Annotated in this window: 20 protein-coding genes and 1 tRNA gene; 12 read left to right on the top strand and 9 right to left on the bottom strand. The window is 69.5% G+C overall.

The window, feature by feature from the left end; genetic code table 11:
* The first annotated feature begins 117 nt into the window (after positions 1 to 117).
* The 12 genes from AC07C1_RS10300 to AC07C1_RS10245 all read left to right on the top strand — a co-directional run bounded on the left by AC07C1_RS10300 (position 118) and on the right by AC07C1_RS10245 (position 7035).
* The gene (locus tag AC07C1_RS10300) at positions 118 to 447 is read left to right on the top strand and encodes an SCO3933 family regulatory protein (RefSeq protein WP_478938207.1); all 330 of its coding nucleotides are present in this window, start codon (positions 118 to 120) and stop codon (positions 445 to 447) included.
* 2 nt (positions 448 to 449) lie between these two features.
* Entirely contained in the window at positions 450 to 1790 is a 1341-nt protein-coding gene (locus AC07C1_RS10295; RefSeq protein WP_478938205.1) for an FtsK/SpoIIIE domain-containing protein, read from the top strand.
* Between the two features lie 10 nt (positions 1791 to 1800).
* Positions 1801 to 2451 carry a DUF2637 domain-containing protein gene (locus tag AC07C1_RS10290; RefSeq protein WP_478938204.1) on the top strand — a complete coding sequence of 217 codons (651 nt, stop codon included), beginning with the start codon at positions 1801 to 1803 and terminating at the stop codon, positions 2449 to 2451.
* 20 nt (positions 2452 to 2471) lie between these two features.
* A complete protein-coding gene (locus AC07C1_RS10285) occupies positions 2472 to 2657 on the top strand; it encodes a mobile element transfer protein (RefSeq protein WP_401386575.1) in 186 nt (61 codons plus the stop codon).
* A 15-nt stretch (positions 2658 to 2672) separates the two neighbouring features.
* Positions 2673 to 2984, top strand: coding sequence for a SpdD protein (locus AC07C1_RS10280; protein ID WP_478938202.1), 312 nt, complete (start codon positions 2673 to 2675; stop codon positions 2982 to 2984).
* Positions 2985 to 2987: 3 nt separating this feature from the next.
* Positions 2988 to 3533 (top strand): GGDEF domain-containing protein, encoded by a 546-nt coding sequence (locus AC07C1_RS10275; protein WP_478938201.1) that lies wholly within the window; start codon positions 2988 to 2990, stop codon positions 3531 to 3533.
* A gap of 19 nt (positions 3534 to 3552) precedes the next feature.
* Positions 3553 to 3786: a hypothetical protein gene (locus AC07C1_RS10270; protein ID WP_466314452.1), complete on the top strand. Its 234-nt coding sequence runs from the start codon at positions 3553 to 3555 to the stop codon at positions 3784 to 3786.
* Between the two features lie 91 nt (positions 3787 to 3877).
* A complete protein-coding gene (locus AC07C1_RS10265) occupies positions 3878 to 4057 on the top strand; it encodes a hypothetical protein (protein ID WP_478938199.1) in 180 nt (59 codons plus the stop codon).
* Positions 4058 to 4065: 8 nt separating this feature from the next.
* Positions 4066 to 4305, top strand: a complete 240-nt coding sequence (locus tag AC07C1_RS10260; protein ID WP_478938198.1) for a hypothetical protein — start codon at positions 4066 to 4068, stop codon at positions 4303 to 4305.
* The gene (repSA, locus tag AC07C1_RS10255) at positions 4302 to 5693 is read left to right on the top strand and encodes a replication initiator protein RepSA (protein ID WP_478938197.1); all 1392 of its coding nucleotides are present in this window, start codon (positions 4302 to 4304) and stop codon (positions 5691 to 5693) included. The genes AC07C1_RS10260 and repSA overlap by 4 nt, the downstream gene beginning before the upstream one ends.
* The gene (locus AC07C1_RS10250; RefSeq protein WP_478938196.1) at positions 5690 to 5878 is read left to right on the top strand and encodes a helix-turn-helix domain-containing protein; all 189 of its coding nucleotides are present in this window, start codon (positions 5690 to 5692) and stop codon (positions 5876 to 5878) included. The genes repSA and AC07C1_RS10250 overlap by 4 nt, the downstream gene beginning before the upstream one ends.
* A complete protein-coding gene (locus tag AC07C1_RS10245) occupies positions 5878 to 7035 on the top strand; it encodes a tyrosine-type recombinase/integrase (protein ID WP_478938194.1) in 1158 nt (385 codons plus the stop codon). Before AC07C1_RS10250 ends, AC07C1_RS10245 begins: the two co-directional genes overlap by 1 nt.
* Before the next feature lie 69 nt (positions 7036 to 7104).
* Here the strand turns inward: AC07C1_RS10245 and AC07C1_RS10240 are convergent.
* The 9 genes from AC07C1_RS10240 to dnaA all read right to left on the bottom strand — a co-directional run bounded on the left by AC07C1_RS10240 (position 7105) and on the right by dnaA (position 20039).
* Positions 7105 to 7181: transfer RNA gene (locus AC07C1_RS10240), tRNA-Ile, on the bottom strand.
* Between the two features lie 112 nt (positions 7182 to 7293).
* Positions 7294 to 8019: a DUF3566 domain-containing protein gene (locus AC07C1_RS10235; RefSeq protein WP_478938193.1), complete on the bottom strand. Its 726-nt coding sequence runs from the start codon at positions 8017 to 8019 to the stop codon at positions 7294 to 7296.
* 18 nt (positions 8020 to 8037) lie between these two features.
* Positions 8038 to 10632, bottom strand: coding sequence for a DNA gyrase subunit A (gene gyrA, locus AC07C1_RS10230; RefSeq protein ID WP_478938191.1), 2595 nt, complete (start codon positions 10630 to 10632; stop codon positions 8038 to 8040).
* A 42-nt stretch (positions 10633 to 10674) separates the two neighbouring features.
* Entirely contained in the window at positions 10675 to 12738 is a 2064-nt protein-coding gene (gyrB, locus tag AC07C1_RS10225) for a DNA topoisomerase (ATP-hydrolyzing) subunit B (RefSeq protein WP_478938190.1), read from the bottom strand.
* Positions 12739 to 13112: 374 nt separating this feature from the next.
* Positions 13113 to 13649, bottom strand: coding sequence for a DciA family protein (locus AC07C1_RS10220; protein WP_478938188.1), 537 nt, complete (start codon positions 13647 to 13649; stop codon positions 13113 to 13115).
* The gene (gene recF, locus AC07C1_RS10215; protein WP_478938187.1) at positions 13646 to 14767 is read right to left on the bottom strand and encodes a DNA replication/repair protein RecF; all 1122 of its coding nucleotides are present in this window, start codon (positions 14765 to 14767) and stop codon (positions 13646 to 13648) included. Before recF ends, AC07C1_RS10220 begins: the two co-directional genes overlap by 4 nt.
* A gap of 72 nt (positions 14768 to 14839) precedes the next feature.
* Entirely contained in the window at positions 14840 to 15715 is an 876-nt protein-coding gene (gnd, locus tag AC07C1_RS10210) for a phosphogluconate dehydrogenase (NAD(+)-dependent, decarboxylating) (RefSeq protein ID WP_478938186.1), read from the bottom strand.
* Positions 15716 to 15938: 223 nt separating this feature from the next.
* Positions 15939 to 17069: a DNA polymerase III subunit beta gene (gene dnaN, locus AC07C1_RS10205; RefSeq protein ID WP_478938185.1), complete on the bottom strand. Its 1131-nt coding sequence runs from the start codon at positions 17067 to 17069 to the stop codon at positions 15939 to 15941.
* A gap of 1032 nt (positions 17070 to 18101) precedes the next feature.
* Complete coding sequence (dnaA, locus tag AC07C1_RS10200) at positions 18102 to 20039, bottom strand: chromosomal replication initiator protein DnaA (RefSeq protein ID WP_478938184.1); 1938 nt, start codon at positions 20037 to 20039, stop codon at positions 18102 to 18104.
* Between the last annotated feature and the right edge of the window lie 393 nt (positions 20040 to 20432).

Here is a 20432-nt window from a genome sequence, read left to right as displayed (position 1 = left end):
TGTTGACAGTCCCAGGACTGCGTGCCAAAGTCTCTTCAGGTCGCTCGCAGTCCTAGGACAGCGGCGACTGGGGGGCTTTTCGTGCTGCCCTCAGACCTCGACTCAAGGGAGTGCTTCATGCCGTCTTTCAAGATCGACACGTCGAACGCTGTGGTGTTCGTGGCGACCGCGCCAACGCCGAAGCTGGCCAACGCCAAGACGGGTGAGCGGGCGATGGACCGGGAGACCGGCGCCGCCCTGTCAACGGTGGGCCTGCTGGTCTCGGACGAGGGGGAGGGGAACCTCTACCAGGTCACCGTCCCCGAGACCGGCTACCCGGAGGGCCTGGCACCGGGCATGCCGGTGAAGGTCGTCGGCCTCAAGGCCCGGGACTGGGAGAACGAGTTCAACGGCCAGAAGCGCCACGGCATCTCGTTCCGCGCGGTCGCGATCACCCCGGTGGCCTGACCATGACCGACCTGTCCATGGTCCTGGAGACCACCGGAGTCCTCGCGGGTGCCGGCGGTCTCGGCTACGCGAAGGTCCGCGCGCCGCGCGTGTACTGGTCGCTGGTCGGACTGCCGGTCACCTGGGGCCGCTTCACCTTCACCTACCGCTCCACGATGGACGTGTGCGGGCTGACGGTGCAACCGTCGCGGATGCGGGCCTTCATCGCCCGGAACGTAGCCCGGCGTGAGGTGCTGCCGGTTCCGCCGAAGGTGCGCCGCGTCCGGGGCACGTCGACCGGACTGCGGGTGACGCTGCGGCTTCCCGCCGGCCTGGAGCCTGCCGACCTGATGGCCGCCTCGGAGCGGCTGCGGCATGCCTGGGGCGTGCACTCGGTGACGATCGCCGAGACCAAGCCGGGGTACGTCGAGCTGCGGATGACCGGCTATGACGTGCTGCGTCAGGTCCGCCTGCCGCGCGGGGCTCGCCCTGAGGGTCTGGCGGTGCCGGTGGCGCTGCGGGAGGACGGCACCGCGTTCGTCCGGGACTATCGCCAGGTGCCCATGGCGCTGACGCTCGGCGCTAACAGCTCGGGCAAGTCCGTCTATCAGCGGAACCTGATCAAGGGCTTGGCGCGGCTGCCGGTGGCGCTGGTCGGGATCGACTGCAAGCGCGGTGTCGAACACTCCGCCTACGCGCCCCGGCTGTCGGCCCTGGTCACCACCCCGGACGACTCGGCCTCGCTGCTGGATGTGCTGGTGGGAGAGATGGAGTCCCGCTTCGACCTGCTGAGCGCGCACGGCGTCTCGGACATGTGGGACCTGCCTGAGCGCTTACGGCCGGTGCCCGTCGTCGTCCTGGTCGACGAGGTGGCCGAGCTGTTCCTGATCTCCTCGAAGAAGGATGAGGAGCGGCGGGAGCGGATCGTGACCGCGTTGATCCGGCTGGCGCAGATGGCCCGCGCGGTCGGGATCTACCTGGAGGTGTGCGGGCAGCGCTTCGGCTCCGAACTGGGCAAGGGCGCCACCATGCTCCGCGCTCAGCTCACCGGCCGCGTGGTGCACCGGGTCAACGACAAGCAGACCGCCGAAATGGGCCTCGCCGACGTCGCCCCGGATGCCGTCGCGGCCGCCTCCCTGATCCCCGCGGAACGCCCCGGCACCGCTGTGGCGGCCGACTCCTCCGGCGGCTGGGCAAAGATCCGCACCCCCCACACCTCCCGGGATGAGGCGAAGGCGGCGTGCCGGGACTTCGCCCACCTGGTGCCGGATCTTCCCGCCCTGGACCGGTTCCGCCCGCACGTGCCCGCCGAGGCCCCGAAGACGGGTCCGTCGCTGGTCAAGCCGCGGCCGGTCACGGAGTAAGGGGGTCGCCGTGAACCGTTCGCTGCGCCCTGATGCCGTCCTCATCCAAGCCGTGATCGCCGGTGCCCTGTCCTTCGCGCACCTGCACGACCTTGCTTCGGCGGCCGGGCAGTCCGGCTGGAAGGCGTGGGCCTATCCGGTCTCGGTCGACCTGTTGCTGGTCGCCGCCTGGCGTCGGCTGCGCGCCGGTCGGGACCGGTCCTCGTGGACCTGGTTCGCCATCGCCTTGGCGGCCTCGCTCGGCGCCAACGTCGCCACCGCCGGACTGCTCGACCTGCACCAGGTGCCCGCCTGGCTGCGCATCCTCGTCGCCGGATGGCCCGCCCTCGCCTTCCTCGGCGGCACCCTCCTCGTCCACGCCCCCGCCCCGGCCGCCGTGGAGCCGGAGCCGGACGAAGAACCGTCCGCCCCGGAAGTCGAGGTGCACAGCGTCGACACCCCCGAACCGGTGCCCCCGGCCCCGGTCCCGGCTCCGGAACTGGCCCCGGCGCCTCCGGCCGCTCCGGCCGTTCCGCCGGCACTGCTCAACCACGCCCGCTCGATCGCCGACGCACACCGCAACAGCACGGGCGAGCAGATCACCGCCGACGCGCTCACCGCCCGGCTCGGTCTGCCCGCCCCGACCTGCCAAGCCATCGCCGCCCAACTCCAACTCACCTGACACCGGAAGGAGGTCAGCCCGTGCGCCCGAACCGCTTCTACAACGTGATCCGCGTCGGCCCGGTCGAGGTCGGCACCTACAACAACGGCCGGGGCCAGACCAAGCACACCGCCGCCTGCACCGCCCCCGGCTGCGGCTTCTCCACCGAACACCGCGACCGCTCCGCCGCCGAACTCGCCGCCCGCACCCACCGCTGCAACGCCTGACAGGAGGAAGATCCCGTGTTCACACCGAAATACCCGCCCCCGGACACCGCCCCGGCGCCCACCCTCACCCCGGCACCGAACACCGCTGAGGTCCCCGCGGCTCAGGCCCCGGCCCCGGTCGTCTCCGCACCGGTCTCCCAGCGGCCGGCCATCCAGCTCACCCCCGGCACCGCGCTCGCCCTCGTCGGCGCCGGCACCGCCGTGGTCCTGGTCGTCGGCGCCGTCCTCGTCTCGATGCTCCTGGCGGTCGCCATCACCGCCGTGTCGGTCGCCGTGACCGCCGTCGTGCTCCGCTTCCTCATCACCGACCTGCGGAAGGGGCGCTGAACGATGGACACCCTGATCGCAGCCGCGTTACCCACGCTGGGCTGGGCCGTCCACGGCGGCCTTCTCGTCCGCCGCCTGGCCACCGCCCGCCGGGATCCGCTGACCGGCCTGCACACCCGCGCCGGATGGACCACCCGCGCCGAACACCTGCTCGCCAAGCACCCCACAGCCCTGGTGCTGCTGATCGACCTGGACGACTTCAAGGCCACCAACGACACCCACGGCCACGCCGCAGGAGACGCAGTCCTCACCGCCACCGCCCGCCGACTGAACACCTGGTGTGGCCGCTACGGCATCGCCGCCCGCCTCGGCGGAGACGAGTCCGCCGCGATCATCACCGACCCCGGCCGCACCCCCAGCATCCACGCCCTGCAACTCGCCCTGAACGGGCCGCTCGACTACGACGGCCATCCCCTGCCCGTCTCGGCATCGGTCGGCCGCTGCTACTGCTCCCACCTGCCCGTGCGGACCCTCACCGACGCCCTGGCCGCCGCCGACGCGGCGATGTACGCGGTCAAAGGCCACGGCAGGCGCAACACCCACCACTAATCACGAAAGGAACCCCACCATGGGCATCTTCAGCCGCAAGAACGACCCGGAGCCCGCGCGCAACGACGAGATGGTCGAACTCGGCCGCGAGTACGCCATCGCCCGCCGCCACCGCGACACCAAGGCCATGAACCGGATCATGCGCCAGGTCGGCAACGACAAGGACGTCACCGACCTCAGCGACTTCCGCGCCGGCCAGGAGTCCTACGACTCCATCCCGCCCATCCCGCGCGGACGCAACCGCCGCCGCTGAACGGCCCCGGGGCGGCCCTCTCGCCAAAGACCGCCGCCCCGGCGCCTGCACCCACTTCCAGATCCAACGGACCCGAAAGGGAAGCCTCATCATGCCCCAGCACGCCCCGAACACGCGGGTCTGCCGCGACTGCGACGGCCACGCCTCTGCCCACATCACCACCGGTGCCCGGCACCGCGACGGCACCCGCGTCACCCTCCGCGTGACCTGCCCGGTCTGCAAGGGTTCGGGCACCGCGCCTGCCGCCCGCCTCATCCGCGTCGGGAAGTGACCGCCGCCATGAGGACGATCACCACCTCCGCCCACCTGGAGCCGGACACCACTGCCCGCCTGAGCGTGTTCGCGTCCACGCCCGAGGACGAAGGCTTCGTCAGCCTGCGTGTCGGTGGCGAGTTCGTCGACATTGCGCTGATCGCCCGTCCGGGCACTGCCGACGCCCTGCGCGCCCTGGCTCGCGTCGCCGAGGAAGCCGCCTCCGTCCTCGACCGGTTCGCCGAAACCGCGGACGGTGCCGCGTGACCGATGCCGCCACCATGGCGGGCCTGGACCCGGCCACCCTCGCCGACGTGCTGAGGCTGGCCGGGTCCACCGGCTTCGACCGCATCCAAGACCAGATCCGCCGTACCGGCGGCTGCACCGACCCCATCCGCCTGACGGGCACCACCGTCACCCGCGACGCGGCCACCGGGCATGTCCTGCACTCCTACTCGACCGACACCGAGCCCGGCGGCGTCCTCCGTGTGGCCTGCGGCAACCGGCGGGCCTCCCGCTGCCCGGCCTGCGCCTGGACCTACGCGGGCGACACCTACCACCTCATCCGCGCCGGCCTCGTCGGTGACCCCGCCAAGGGCACCCCCGAAACCATCCGCGACCACCCGCGGGTCTTCGCCACCCTCACCGCGCCCTCGTTCGGCCCGGTCCACAACCGGCCCGGCAACCGGCCCTGCCGCTGCGGCACCCACCACCAGGAGGACGCGCCCGAACTCGGCACCCCGCTCGACCCGGACACCTACGACTACGCGGGGGCCGTGCTGTGGAACAACCACGCCTCCGACCTGTGGCGCTACCTCACGATCTACCTGCGCCGTGAGATCGCCCGCCGGGCCGGACTGACCCAGAAAGCCGCCCACGAACAGTCACGGGTCTCCTTCGGCAAGGTCGCCGAGTACCAGAAGCGCGGGGCTGTGCACTTCCATGCCGTGATCCGCTTCGACGGACCGGACGGGCCCGACAGCCCACCCCCGGCCTGGGCCACCCTCGATCTGCTCACCGACGCCATCCATGCCGCCGCCGCCCGCGTCGCGGTCGACGTCCCGCCCGCAGGGGACCAGCCTGCCCGCACGCTGCGCTGGGGCACCCAGCTCGACGTCCAGCCCATCGGCGCCTTCGGGCACGGCGAGGAGATCACCGAACAGGGTGTCGCCTCCTACGTGGCCAAGTACGCCACCAAGGCCGCCGAGACCACCGGCACGGTGGACCGCCGGATCGGCAACAAAGAGGCCCTGGTCCTGCTCGACGTGCCCGACCATCCGCGGCGGCTCATCGAGGCCTGCCTCGACCTGCACCCGTTCTACCCGGACCGCAAGCTTCGCGACTGGGCCCACATGCTCGGCTTCCGCGGCCACTTCTCCACCAAATCACGCCGCTACTCCACCACCCTCGGCGCCCTCCGCCAGGTCCGCGCCGACTACCGCGCTGCCCAGCAACGACAAGCCCTCGGCCTGCCTGACCTCGACGCCCCGGAGGCGACCACGCTCACCCTCGCCCACTGGACCTATGCCGGCCACGGCCACACCCCCGGTGAATCCTGGCTCGCCGCCAACATCCGTCGGGACATCCGACTCAACCGCGAGATCGCCCGCGAAGAACTGCCCGCGCAACTTGCCCTGGAAGGAGCCGCCGCATGACCACCGCCCCCGCCGAACTCCTGACCGTGCCGGAGGTCATGACGCGGCTCAAGGTCGGCCGGACCAAGGTCTACGACCTGATCCGCACGCACCGCCTGACCTCGATCAAGGTCGACGGCTGCCGCCGTATCCCTGCGGATTCAGTCGGGGACTTCATCCGACGGCAGATCGAGAGGGGTGCCTGATGGCCAAGAGGCGCCCCAATGGCGGCGGCACCATCTCGAAGCGGGCGGACGGCCGCTACATGGGACGCGCGTACGTGACCGATACGGACGGCAACCGGGTCCGCAAGACCGTCTATGGCGCGACCTGGGATGAAGCCAATGAGAAGCTCGGCAAGCTTCAGGACCAGGAGCGCAACGGCGTCCCGGTGCCTTCCCGTACCTGGTCAGTCGGGGAGTGGCTGACCTACTGGCTGGAGCGCATCGTGGAGCCGGAGCGGGAGCACAACACCTACGTCAAGTACGAGTCCAAGATCCGACTCTATCTGCTGCCGCATCTCGGCAAGAAGCCCTTGGTGAAGCTCACGCCTGCCCAGCTCCGCACGTTCATGGCCACGCTGAGACGTGAAAAGGTCGGCGCGGCCACCCGCTTCGAGGTGCTCCGCGTGCTCCGGAACGCGCTCAACCGGGCCATGCGCGAGGAGCTGCTGACGCGCAACGTCGCGCTGCTGGTCGACATGCCCAAGGTTGCCAAGGACAAGGGCAAGGCGTGGAGCGCTCGGGAAGCGATCACGTTCCTTCGGACGACCCGTGCTCACCGCCTCTACGCGGCCTGCGTCCTGGTCCTCGTGCTCGGCCTCCGTCGCAGTGAGGTCCTGGGGCTGCGCTGGCAGGACATCGACTTCGAGGGGCGCCAGTTCACGCCGGTCAAGCAGGTGCAGCGGGTCAAGGGCGTCGGCCTGGTCCTCAAAGACCTCAAGACCGAGTCCTCACAGGCAGTGCTCCCCCTGCCGGAGTTCTGCGCTCGCGCCCTGGAGGAGCGGCGGGAGCTGCAAGAGCTGGAGCGGAAGATCGCCGGTGAGCACTGGTCGCAGGCGGCGGACCATGACCTGATCTTCTCCTCCGAGCACGGCGGCATGATCGACCCGGTGGGCTTCTCCCGGACCTTCGATCGGCTCGTCAAGCGCGCCGGCGTCCGCCGTATCACCGTCCGGCTCGCCCGGCACACTTGCGGCACCCTGCTCGCCTTCCTGAAGGTCCATCCCAAGGTGGCCCAGGCGATCCTCCGGCACAGCCAGATCAGCATGACCATGGACGTCTACACGCACGTGGTCGGCGACAGTGAGCGGGAAGCCGTCGCGATGCTCGCCGAGCTGCTGGAAGATCCGCTCATCGGCTGATCGCAGCCGTTGGTGTCAATCGTGGGTGTCAAAAGACCCCCGGACCGAGTGGTCCGGGGGTCTTTTCGCTGGTGGGGCTAACAGGATTTGAACCTGTGGCCTCATCCTTATCAGGGATGCGCTCTAACCAACTGAGCTATAGCCCCGCCGCGCTTTGCGGTATGTGTCCCGCGCGCTGACTCCTGAAGATTAGCGCACGACCACGGCAGTCCCAAAATCGGTTGTCGGGCGGCCGTCAGGCCGGGGTGCCGCGGGTGGTCACTCGTCCTCCGCCAGGGTCAGCTCGATGCCGCCCACGAAGCCCGCGGAGAGGTTGTAGATGAACGCGCCGAGGGTCGCCAGTGCCGTGGCCAGGACCACGTCGATGACCGCGATGATCGTCGTGAACATCAGGACGTGGGGGAGCGACAGGAAGGCCTGGAGGTCGAAGCCGTTCGCCTCGTTGGAGCCGGTCGCCTCGGAGATCGTGCCGCCGACCGAGGAGAAGACCCCCATCGCGTCCATGACCATCCACAGCACCGCCGAGGCGACGATCGTGCAGATGCCGAGCGCGATGGAGAGCAGGAAGCTGACCTTCATCACCGACCACGGGTCCGCCTTGGCCACCCGCAGCCGGGCCTTGCGGGTGCGGGGCGTGGTGCGCGCTCCGGTGCGCGGCCGCCGTACAGCACCGTCGGGGGCGTGCGCCGGGTAGGCCTGCGGCGGGTGGTACGGCCCGGCAGGCGGCTCCGGGCGCCGCTCTCCGGGAAGCGGGGACGCCGACTGCGCTTCGCCGGCCGCGGCCGGGCCTCGGGTGTCCGTCACAGTTCCCCCCTGGGATTTCTGCGTGCCGGCAGAGTCCGTCACGGAAGCCTTCACCGGCTTCAGATTGGTCGTGTGCGGGTCGTTCGCGGTCCCCGCACGCGCGGCGGAGCCACGGCCGCCGCCGTCCGTTTCCGTACCCCTGGAGGTACCGGCCGATCCGGCGCCCGTGGCTCCGCTCACGATGACTCACTCCTCGTGCTACTCGGCCGAGGGCGCCTCACCCTCGTCCGTGCCGATGTTCGCGGCACCCTCGGCGGTCTCGTCCACGGCCACGTCGCCGTCGACTTCCTCCGCCTCGCGTCCCGCCTCGGCGTTACGTGCGATACCGACCACGGCATCGCGCTTGCCCAGGTTGATCAGCTGGACGCCCATGGTGTCACGGCCCGTCTCCCTGACCTCGTTGACTCGCGTACGAATCACACCGCCGGACAGAGTGATGGCGAGGATCTCGTCGTTCTCCTCGACAATCAGCGCGCCGACGAGCGAGCCGCGGTCCTCCACGATCTTGGCGGCCTTGATGCCGAGGCCGCCACGACCCTGGACGCGGTACTCGTCGACGGCGGTCCGCTTCGCGTACCCACCGTCCGTCGCAGTGAACACGAACGTACCGGGTCGAACAACATTCATCGAGAGAAGCTCGTCGCTCTCGCGGAAACTCATCCCCTTGACGCCGGAGGTGGCGCGGCCCATGGGGCGCAGGGTGTCGTCCGAGGCGGTGAACCTGATCGACTGCGCCTTCCTGCTGACCAGGAGGAGGTCGTCGTCGGCCGAGACGAGTTCGGCGCCGATCAGCTCGTCGTCCGAACCGTCCTCCCGCTCGCGCAGGTTGATGGCGATGACACCGCCGGAGCGGGGCGAATCGTAATCCTTCAGAGGCGTTTTCTTGACCAGACCGGACTTGGTCGCCAGGACCAGGTACGGTGCCGCCTCGTAGTCACGGATCGCGAGGATCTCGGCGATCGCCTCGTCCGGCTGGAAGGCGAGCAGGTTCGCCACGTGCTGGCCGCGCGCCTCCCGGCCCGCCTCCGGCAGCTCGTACGCCTTCGCCCGGTAGACCCGGCCCTTGTTGGTGAAGAACAGCAGCCAGTGGTGCGTGGTCGAGACGAAGAAGTGGTCGACGATGTCGTCTTCCTTCAGCTTCGTGCCGCGCACGCCCTTGCCGCCGCGCTTCTGCGCCCGGTAGTCGTCCGTCTTCGTCCGCTTGACGTAACCGCCGCGCGAGACGGTGACGACGATGTCCTCCTCGGCGATCAGGTCCTCGATGGACATGTCGCCCTCGTACGGGATCAGCTTCGTCTTGCGGTCGTCGCCGTACTTCTCGACGATCGCGGCCAGCTCCTCGCTGACGATCCCGCGCTGACGGACCGGGGAGGCGAGGATCTTGTTGTACTCGTTGATCTTCGCCTGGAGTTCGTCGTGCTCCTGGACGATCTTCTGCCGCTCCAGGGCGGCCAGGCGCCGCAGCTGCATCTCGAGGATCGCGTTGGCCTGGATCTCGTCGATCTCCAGGAGGCCCATCAGGCCCCCGCGCGCGATCTCCACGGTGTCGCTGCGCCGGATCAGCGCGATGACCTCGTCGATGGCGTCCAGGGCCTTCAGCAGGCCGCGCAGGATGTGCGCGCGCTCCTCGGCCTTGCGCAGACGGAACTTCGTCCGGCGGACGATGACCTCGATCTGGTGCGTCACCCAGTGCCGGATGAACGCGTCCAGCGACAGCGTGCGCGGCACCCCGTCGACCAGCGCCAGCATGTTGGCGCCGAAGTTCGTCTGCAGGTCGGTGTGCTTGTACAGGTTGTTCAGGACGACCTTGGCGACCGCGTCCCGCTTGAGGACGATCACCAGGCGCTGGCCCGTACGGGACGACGTCTCGTCGCGGACGTCCGCGATGCCGCCGATCTTGCCGTCCTTGACCAGGTCGGCGATCTTCTGCGCCAGGTTGTCGGGGTTCACCTGGTACGGCAGCTCGGTGACCACCAGGCACTGGCGGCCCTGGATCTCCTCGACCTCGACCACCGCGCGCATCGTGATGGAGCCGCGGCCGGTGCGGTACGCCTCCTCGATGCCCTTGCGGCCCACCACCAGGGCGCCGGTCGGGAAGTCCGGGCCCTTGATGCGCTCCAGGAGCGCGTCCAGCAACTCCTCGTGCGAGGCCTCGGGGTTCTCCAGGTACCACTGGGCGCCGGCCGCGACCTCGCGCAGGTTGTGCGGCGGGATGTTGGTCGCCATGCCGACCGCGATGCCGGCCGAGCCGTTGATCAGCAGGTTGGGGAAGCGGGCCGGCAGGACGGTCGGCTCCTGGGAGCGGCCGTCGTAGTTGTCCGTGAAGTCGACGGTCTCCTCGTCGATGTCACGGACCATCTCCATCGACAGCGGCGCCAGCTTGCACTCGGTGTAGCGCATCGCCGCCGCCGGGTCGTTGCCCGGGGAGCCGAAGTTGCCGTTGGAGTCCACCAGCGGCATGCGCATCGACCACGACTGGGCGAGGCGCACCAGGGCGTCGTAGATCGAGGAGTCGCCGTGGGGGTGGTAGTTGCCCATGACGTCGCCGACGACGCGGGCGCACTTGTAGAAGCCGCGCTCGGGGCGGTAGCCGCCGTCGTACATGGCGTACAGGACGCGGCGGTGGACGGGCTTGAGACCGTCGCGGACGTCGGGCAGCGCACGGGACACGATGACGGACATCGCGTAGTCCAGGTACGAGCGCTGCATCTCCGTCTCGAGCCCGACGGGCTCGACACGCATCGCGACTTCGCCGCCCTCTTCGGGGGTGACGGGGGTGTTCTCGTCGGCCATTGCTGGTGAAGATCCTTCCTGATGCGGTCAGCTGAGACCGACTCAGATGTCGAGGAAGCGGACGTCCTTGGCGTTGCGCTGGATGAACGCGCGGCGGGCCTCGACGTCCTCTCCCATCAGGACCGAGAACAGGTCGTCGGCCTGGGCGGCGTCGTCGAGGGTGACCTGGCCGAGGACCCGGTGCTCCTGGTCCATGGTGGTCACGCGCAGCTCCTCGGCGTTCATCTCGCCGAGACCCTTGAAGCGCTGGATCGAGTCCTCGCGGATGCGCTTGCCGCGCTGCCGGCCCATCTCGATGAGCGCGTCGCGCTCGCGGTCCGAGTAGGCGTACTCGATGTCGTCCCGGCCCCACTTGATCTTGTACAGCGGGGGGCGGGAGAGGTACACGTGCCCGGCCTCGACCAGCGGCCGCATGAAGCGGAACAGGAAGGTGAGCAGCAGGGTGCTGATGTGCTGGCCGTCGACGTCGGCGTCCGCCATCAGGATGATCTTGTGGTAGCGGAGCTTCTCGATGCCGAAGTCCTCGTGCACGCCGGTGCCGAACGCGGAGATCAGCGCCTGGATCTCCTGGTTCTGCAGGATCTTGTCGATCCTGGCCTTCTCGACGTTGAGGATCTTGCCGCGGATCGGGAGGATCGCCTGGTACTGCGGGTTGCGGCCGGACTTGGCCGAGCCGCCGGCGGAGTCACCCTCGACGATGAAGATCTCGCACTTGGTGGGGTCGTTCGACTGGCAGTCGGACAGCTTGCCCGGCAGGGACGCCGACTCCAGCAGCCCCTTGCGGCGGGTCAGGTCACGGGCCTTGCGGGCCGCCACGCGCGCGGTGGCCGCCTGGATGCCCTTGCGGATGATGTCCGCCGCCTCGACCGGGTTGCGGTCCAGCCAGTCGTTCAGGTGCTCGTAGACCGCCTTCTGCACGAAGGTCTTGGCCTCCGTGTTGCCCAGCTTGGTCTTCGTCTGGCCCTCGAACTGCGGCTCGCTCAGCTTCACCGAGATGATCGCGGTCAGACCCTCACGGATGTCGTCACCGGTGAGGTTGTCGTCCTTCTCGCGCAGCAGCTTCTTGTCGCGCGCGTACTTGTTGATCAGCGAGGTCAGCGCGGCACGGAAACCCTCTTCGTGGGTACCGCCCTCGTGGGTGTGGATGATGTTCGCGAAGGAGTACACGCCCTCGCTGTAGCCGCTGTTCCACTGCATCGCGACCTCGAGGGACAGGCTCTTGTCCTTGTCCTCCGCCTCCAGGTCGATGACGGTGGGGTGCACCGCGTCTCCCTTGCGGGAGTTGAGGTACTTCACGAAGTCGACGATGCCGCCCTCGTAGTGGTACGTGACGGTCTTGACCTCGTCCTTCTCGTCCGCACCCGCCTCGTCCGCCCCGGCCGTGGCCTTCGCCGACTCGCGCTCGTCAGTGAGTTTGATCGTCAAACCCTTGTTGAGGAACGCCATCTCCTGGAAGCGCCGCGACAGCGTCTCGAAGGAGTACTCGGTGGTCTCGAAGATCTCCGCGTCGGCCCAGAAGGTGACCGAGGTACCGGTCTCCTCGATCGCCTCGTGCTTGGCCAGCGGGGCCGTCGGGACGCCCATCTTGTAGTCCTGCGTCCAGCGGTGGCCTTCGGTCCTGACCTCGACGGAGACCTTGGACGACAGGGCGTTCACGACGGAGACGCCGACACCGTGCAGACCGCCGGAGACGGCGTACCCGCCGCCGCCGAACTTGCCGCCCGCGTGCAGCACGGTCAGCACGACCTCGAGGGCCGGCTTGCCCTCGGAGGGCACGATGCCCACCGGGATGCCGCGGCCGTTGTCGACGACGCGCACACCGCCGTCGGCGAGGATCGTCACGTCGATGGTGTCCGCGTGACCGGCCAGCGCCTCGTCGACCGAGTTGTCGACGACCTCGTACACCAGGTGGTGCAGACCGCGCTCGCCGGTGGAGCCGATGTACATGCCGGGCCGCTTGCGGACCGCGTCCAGCCCTTCGAGCACGGTGATGGCGCTGGCGTCGTAGGAGGCGGTGACCTCGCCGTTCACGCCGGCGTCGGTGGACGGGATGTTCTCGTTGGGGTTGCCGGAATCGGCCACGAAGCGCCCTTTCTGGCACAGCACGAGCCGGGCTCGTCGGCAGGTTGCCGGAGCGGCTGCGGCATGTTGCGTTGGTAAGCCTTGATCAGCGTTGCTCAGCTTTTCCCGGGCGGTCCCCACGTTGGGGCGGGATTGTCTTCCAGTCTACCGGTAGCGCTGACATCGATGGGGGTTTGCCGGTACCTGAGTCCCCATGTGCCGCCCTCAACCGGTCTCCGCCGGGTCCCGATATACGGATGGGGGCTCCAAGGGGCTCACAGCGGCACTCAGCGCTTTGAGCCGTCAACCCTTGGCTACTGGGGGGTCAGATGGCGATCCGGCGGCCGTCCGGCAGTGATCCACACCTGTGCACCGAGCAGCGACCGCACGCCGGAGCGACCCAGGGGACGTGAGGTACGTCACCCGTACGTATCGCCGGGTCCCGTGCTCCCCGGGGCCCGCAGGGGGCCGTAGCGGCGGGCCGGGCCACCGGGATTGAGCACCTTGATCATCCGTACGGTGCCGTGCCCGAGGTCCTCGTTGAGCCGGGCCACCAGCGTGGGGGCGAGCACCCGCAGCTGGGTCGCCCAGGCCGTCGAGTCGCACTGCACGGTCAGCACGCGCTCGTCCTCGTCGTACCGCTGCGGCACACAGTGCTTGGCCAGGTCCTCGCCGACGATCTGCGGCCAGCGGCCCATCACCCCGCCCACCGCCGCCGGGGTCTCCCAGCCGCGTTCGTTGATCAGCCGGTTGATCGCGGCCCCCAGCGCCATCGGGTCGCGGCCGTCGGCACGGGCGCCGGAGCGCAGGCCGCCGCCGCGCCGCGCCTGCTTCTTCTGCCGCACCGCGTCCCCCCGCGCGCGTGCCTGTTCCTTCGCGGCGCGCAACGCCACGCGCGCGAGGTCGACGCCGGAGGGCTCGGTCCGTTTGTCCGGGGTGGGTTCTTCGGTGCTCATACGCGCTCCACCGTCCCGTCGGCCACCGCGTACCGGGCGCCCGCCAGCACATGCGGTACGTCGTCGTCCACGGCGGCGGTGACCAGCACCTGCTCGCCGGGTGCGACCAGTTCGGCCAGCCGCTCACGACGGCGGGCGTCCAGCTCGGCGAAGACGTCGTCCAGGATCAGCACCGGCTCGTTGCCCTCGGCGCGCAGCAGGTCGTACGAGGCCAGGCGCAACGCCAGGGCGTAGGACCAGGACTCGCCGTGCGAGGCGTAACCCTTCGTGGGCAACTGCCCGAGCTTGAGCAGGAGATCGTCCCGATGAGGCCCTACGAGGGTGACGCCCCGCTCGATCTCCTGCTTGCGCGCCTCCGCCAGCGCCGCCGTCAGCTGGACGTAGAGGTCCTCACGCGTGTGGGCCTCGCCGGGCGCGGACGGCTTGTACTCCAGGGCGACGGGTCCGCCGCCGGGGGCCAGCTGCTCGTACGCCTTGTCGGCGAGCGGCTGCAGCGCGGCGATCAGATCGAGGCGCTGCGCGAGCAGCTCGGCACCCGCGCGCGCGAGGTGCTGGTCCCACACGTCGAGGGTGGACAGGTCCATGGACCGGCCGCCGTGCCGGCGCGCGAGCGCCGCCGACTTCAGAAGCGTGTTGCGCTGCTTGAGCACCCGCTCGTAGTCGGAGCGCACGCCCGCCATGCGCGGAGAGCGCGCGGTGATCAGCTCGTCCAGGAACCGCCGCCGCTCACCGGGGTCGCCCTTGACCAGCGCGAGGTCCTCGGGCGCGAACAGCACGGTCCGGACGATGCCCAGCACGTCCCTCGGCCTGACCTGCGAGGACCGGTTGACGCGGGCGCGGTTGGCCCGGCCCGGGTTCAGCTCCAGCTCGACCAGCTGCTGCCGCTCGCCCTGCCGGACCTGCGCCCGGATGACCGCACGCTCGGCGCCCATGCGGACCAGCGGGGCGTCGGAGGCGACGCGGTGGCTGCCCAGGGTCGCCAGGTAGCCGACGGCCTCGACCAGATTGGTCTTGCCCTGGCCGTTGGGGCCGACGAAGGCGGTGACGCCCGGGTCGAGCGGGACCTCGGCCCGGGCGTACGAGCGGAAGTCGGCCAGCGAAAGATGCGTGACGTGCATGGTCGTTTCGCCGACCTCCCCCAGAGTGGTGATGGCTTGTGGATCGCGGGGGCGACCCGGCGGATCCGTGGATTACTTCTTCTCTACGGCGTGGCCGCCGAACTGGTTGCGCAGCGCGGCGATCATCTTCATCTGCGGCGAGTCCTCCTGGCGGGAGGCGAACCGCGCGAACAGCGACGCGGTGATCGCCGGCAGCGGCACCGCGTTGTCGATGGCGGCTTCCACAGTCCAGCGTCCCTCACCGGAGTCCTGTGCGTAACCGCGCAGGCCGTCGAGGTGCTCGTCCTCCTCGAGGGCGTTGACCGCGAGGTCGAGCAGCCAGGAGCGGATGACGGTGCCCTCCTGCCAGGAGCGGAAGACCTCGCGGACGTTCTCCACGGAGTCGACCTTCTCCAGCAGCTCCCAGCCCTCGGCGTAGGCCTGCATCATCGCGTACTCGATGCCGTTGTGGACCATCTTCGCGAAGTGGCCCGCACCGACCTTGCCGGCGTGCACCGAGCCGAAGTCGCCCTCCGGCTTGAGCGCGTCGAAGACCGGCTGCACCTTGGCGACGTTGTCGGCGTCGCCGCCGTACATCAGCGCGTACCCGTTCTCCAGGCCCCAGACGCCGCCGGAGACACCGCAGTCGACGAAGCCTATGCCCTTGGCGGCCAGCTCCTCGGCGTGCTTCTCGTCGTCCGTCCAGCGGGAGTTGCCGCCGTCCACGACCACGTCGCCGGGCTCCAGCAGCTCGGCGAGCTGGTCGATGGTCGACTGGGTGGGCGCACCGGCCGGGACCATCACCCAGACCACGCGCGGACCGCTGAGCTTGCCCACAAGCTCTTCCAGGCTGTGGACATCCGCGAGGTCCGCGTTGCGGTCGTATCCGATGACGGTGTGGCCCGCGCGGCGGATCCGCTCGCGCATGTTGCCGCCCATCTTGCCGAGGCCGACGAGACCGAGCTCCATCAGTTGTGTTCCTTAGGTCGCTGTGTGGCGTGAGAGGCACCTTGGTGCCGAGCCGAGCCTAAACCCGGACGCTCATGCACAGCTGTGGGCATACGCGCTCATGCGTACCCCTGCGGACCTGCGGCTTTCCCATGGGCAGCCGGGGAGTTTCCCGGCTGCGGGCCGACCCCAGTTCCGGGCACCCACAGCACGCGCCCGGAACTGTGCACAGCTGTGGACGACGTCAGCCGCTCAGCCGCACCGGCATGATCAGGTACTTGTAGGCGTCGTCCGCCTCGGCGTCCAGCGCCGGCTTCCCGCTGAGCAGCGCGGGCTTGGTGGACGTCGTGAACGACAGCTGCGCCACCGGGGAGTCGATCGCGCTCAGGCCGTCCAGCAGGAACGTCGGGTTGAAGGCGATCGAGATGTCGTCGCCCTCCAGCTGGGCGTCGACCCTTTCCACAGCCTGTGCGTCGTCGCTGGAGCCGGCCTCCAGGATCAGCACGCCCTGCTCGAAGCTCAGCCGCACCGGAGTGTTCCGCTCGGCCACCAGGGCCACGCGCTTGACGGCTTCCACGAAGGGCGCGGTCTCGATCACGGCGACGGAGTTGAACTCGGTCGGGAACAGCGTGCGGTACTTCGGCAGGTCACCCTCGAGCAACCGCGTGGTCGTACGACGCCCCGCGCCCTCGAAGCCGATCAGGCCCTCGCCCGCGCCCGAGCCGGACAGCGCCAGCGTGACGCTGTCACCGGCACCCAGCGCCTTGGCGGTGTCCAGGAGCGTCTTCGCCGGGACCAGGGCGACCGCGGAGGCGTCCGGGTTCTCCGGCTTCCACAGGAACTCGCGGACCGCGAAGCGGTAGCGGTCCGTGGAGGCCAGGGTGACCGTGTCGCCCTCGATCTCGATGCGCACACCGGTGAGGACGGGCAGCGTGTCGTCCCGGCCGGCGGCGATGGCCACCTGGGAGACAGCGGCTGCGAAGACCTCGCCGGGAACGGTGCCGGTCGCGTTCGGCATCTGCGGCAGCGCCGGGTACTCCTCCACGGGCAGGGTGTGGAGGGTGAAGCGCGAGGAGCCGCAGACCACGGTCGCCCGTACACCGTCTGTGGAAATCTCCACCGGCCGGTTGGGGAGGGCGCGGGAGATGTCGGCGAGCAGGCGGCCGGAGACGAGGACGGTGCCGTCCTCCTCGACCTCCGCCTCGACGCTCACCCGCGCGGAGACCTCGTAGTCGAAGCTCGACAGGCTCAGCTGGCCGTCCTCGGCCTTCAGCAGCAGGCCGGCGAGGACAGGCGCCGGCGGACGGGCCGGGAGGCTGCGTGCCGCCCAGGCCACTGCCTCCGCGAGTACGTCGCGTTCCACCCGGATCTTCACCGTAAGCCGCCTCCTGCTGTTGCTACTGAGTCCTCCGACTCGGTGTCACCGCCCACTGCGACGGGAAGGACACCGGGGACCAGTCTGACGCACCGCACTGACAGTAGGTGCCTGTCGGGGTCAAGTCGCACCGAGGGGCAGCCGGGCTCGAGAGCGCGAGTTGTGCACAGGCCCCGCTTCGAAACGGTTTCCCAGCTCTCTCTAGTTGGGAGTAGTAGTAGGGCCTGTGGATACCGTGGATAACCTCGTTTTCCCAGCTCAGAGCCGGAATTTTGTCCACTGGCCCTGTGGGCGGAGGCGGTGGACAACCAGGGGTATCTGTGGAGAACAGAAAGTTCTGCACACACCGCCCACAGCCCGAGGGCAGTTCTCCCCAGCTGTGTCCCCAGGTTTACCCACGTTTCCCACACCCCAAGCCGGCACCTTCATGTGACGCCTTTCACTCGCGGCGGTGAGCGGGCGATCCGGGTTGCCGAACAGTGGACAGCCATGTGGAGAAGCCGGAGATCGCTGGGGACAACCGACCTCAACCTGTGGGCCGCCGGTGGACAACTCTGTACACAGCCTGTGGATCCCCGCTTTGTCCACAGTCTGTGGAGATCGTTCGTCCACGATTCCACAGGCAGCTGAGCTGGGGGGACGCCCTAGGGACAGACTCCCTGTGGACGCAGTTCGGGACAACTCCACAGTCCCCAGGATGTGGACGGCAGAAAGTCACCGAATCTGTGGAGAGTGGCCGTAACCAGGCACGTAATCGAACACTCGGTGGCGAACGGGGAACACTCCACAGCCCGCGCGATCCCTTCCACAGAGCTGTGGGCGCCGTCCCGCGGCTTCCTGCCGTGAGCCGGACGGCACCGCTGAGAGCGTCCGGGCGGCATCGCCGAGGCCGTCGGGACGCCGCTGGAACGCCGGAAGAGCCCGTGGGAGGCCGGAGGAGGCCTCCGGGACGCCGGAAGCAGTCCCGGACGCCGAAAGGCGCCCCCGGGTTCCGATCCCGGGGGCGCCCTCAGCGCTGTCGTACGGTCGGCGTCAGCCGTTCTTGATGCGGTTCGTCAGCTCGGTCACCTGGTTGTAGATCGAGCGTCGCTCGGCCATCAGCGCGCGGATCTTACGGTCGGCGTGCATGACCGTCGTGTGGTCCCGGCCGCCGAACTGTGCGCCGATCTTCGGCAGGGACAGATCGGTCAGCTCGCGGCACAGGTACATGGCGATCTGCCGAGCGGTGACCAGCGCGCGCCCGCGCGAGGTGCCGCACAGGTCCTCCACCGTGAGCCCGAAGTAGTCGGCGGTAGCCGCCATGATCGCCGGCGCGGTGATCTCGGGGGCACTGTCCTCACCGCCGGGGATCAGGTCCTTCAGGACGATCTCGGTCAGGCCGAGGTCGACGGGCTGCCGGTTGAGCGAGGCGAACGCCGTCACCCGGATCAGCGCGCCCTCCAGCTCACGGATGTTCCGCGAGATCCGGGAGGCGATGAACTCCAGTACCTCCGGCGGGGCGTTGAGCTGCTCCTGCACCGCCTTCTTCCGCAGGATCGCGATGCGCGTCTCCAGCTCGGGCGGCTGGACGTCGGTGATCAGACCCCACTCGAAACGGTTCCGCAACCGGTCCTCCAGCGTGACCAGCTGCTTGGGCGGCCGGTCGGAGGAGAGCACGATCTGCTTGTTGGCGTTGTGGAGGGTGTTGAACGTGTGGAAGAACTCCTCCTGCGTCGACTCCTTGTCCGCGAGGAACTGGATGTCGTCGACCAGCAGGATGTCCATCTCGCGGTAGCGCTTGCGGAAGCTGTCGCCCTTGCCGTCGCGGATGGAGTTGATGAACTCGTTGGTGAACTCCTCCGAGCTGACGTACCGCACGCGCGTGCCGGGGTAGAGGCTGCGCGCGTAGTGCCCGATGGCGTGCAGCAGGTGCGTCTTACCGAGGCCCGACTCCCCGTAGATGAAGAGGGGGTTGTACGCCTTCGCGGGCGCCTCGGCTACGGCCACCGCGGCCGCGTGCGCGAACCGGTTGGAGGCGCCGATGACGAACGTGTCGAAGAGGTACTTCGGATTCAGGCGGGCCGTCGGCTCACCGGGGCCGCTCGCCGGAGCGGACTGCGCGGTCGGCGGGCCGGGGGCGCCGGTCGCGGGCACCTCCGGGCGGCCGGGGCCGCCGCGGTGCGCCGGCTGCTCGGGCCGCTCACGGCGGACGGGGTCGCGCTGGTCGTACTCGGCCCGAGCCGGCTCGTACTTCGAGCGCCCCGAGTCGTAGTCCGGGCGGGAGGGCTCGTAATCCGCGCGCGGATTGTCGTACTCGCCGCGCTGCTGCTCGTACGGCGCGCGGTCCCTGCCCTGCGGACGGTAGTCCTGGGACGAGGAGCCGTAGTTGTCCCGCCCGGAGCCGTAGGGGTCCTGGGACGACGGCGACGTGTACGGGTCGCGCTCCGGGAAGCCGAGCCGCGGCTGCTGCCAGCCGTACTCGTCGTGCGCGGGGCGCGGCCAGGCACCGGGCTCGGGGCGCTGGTACTCGGAGGGGTACGCGGGACGGGCGGTGGGGAGCTGGTCGTTGCGCGGCTGGGGCTCGGTGCCCGGCAGTTGGTCTGCGGCGCGGTGACGGCCATAGCCCTCGTACGGCGCGGAAGGCAGCTCCGGCTCCTCGTAGCGCGGCTTGGGGGCCTGCTGCGCAGGGGGCGCCGCCGGAGCCGGCGGTTCGCCCGCGGAGTCGTCCACGGTGATCGCGATGCGGATGGGGCGACCGCACTCGCGGCTCAGGGTCTCGCTGACGATCGGAGCGAGCCGGCCCTCGAGCACGTTTTTCGCAAACTCGTTCGGTACGGCGAGCAGCGCGGTGTCCGCCACCAGTGCCAGCGGCTGGCACCGGCGGATCCAGTGCTCGTCCTTCACCTCGACACCCTGCCCGCGGCCCTCACCGAGGAGCTGCTCGAGTACTCGTGGCCACACTGCGGCAAGATCGGCAGGTACGTCAGCCACAGGGCACGCTCTCTCGCAGGTCCCACGAACGTGTGGTTGCGGGACGGGTCGGGATGGAATCCGGGTGGGGCGGCGGGGGCGATCCCGCTCGGCCGGGGACAAGGGAAACGAATCGGAGTTCAGCCACGGTAGTCAGCGCGGCCGCTACGGTTCAAGTTGTTGTCCCCAGCCTGTGGACAGTGTCCCTCAGTGTCCCTCAGTGACCCCCGGTTTGACCGAATGGCGCAGTCCCGCGTACCGTAACCAGGTCGAGTTGTCGATGGCTGCTGCCGCCTGCCTCCGATGGGCACAGGTCACTTCAGGTGATCGGGAAGCGGTGCACTCGGGCGTGACGCGAGCTACTCGTGGGCGCACGGTGACAGCCAGGACGGCACCCCGCCACTACCGATTTTC

The sequence above is a fragment of the Streptomyces sp. NPDC045022 genome (genome assembly GCF_056432605.1).
This window is presented reverse-complemented; position numbering and strand designations above follow the sequence as displayed.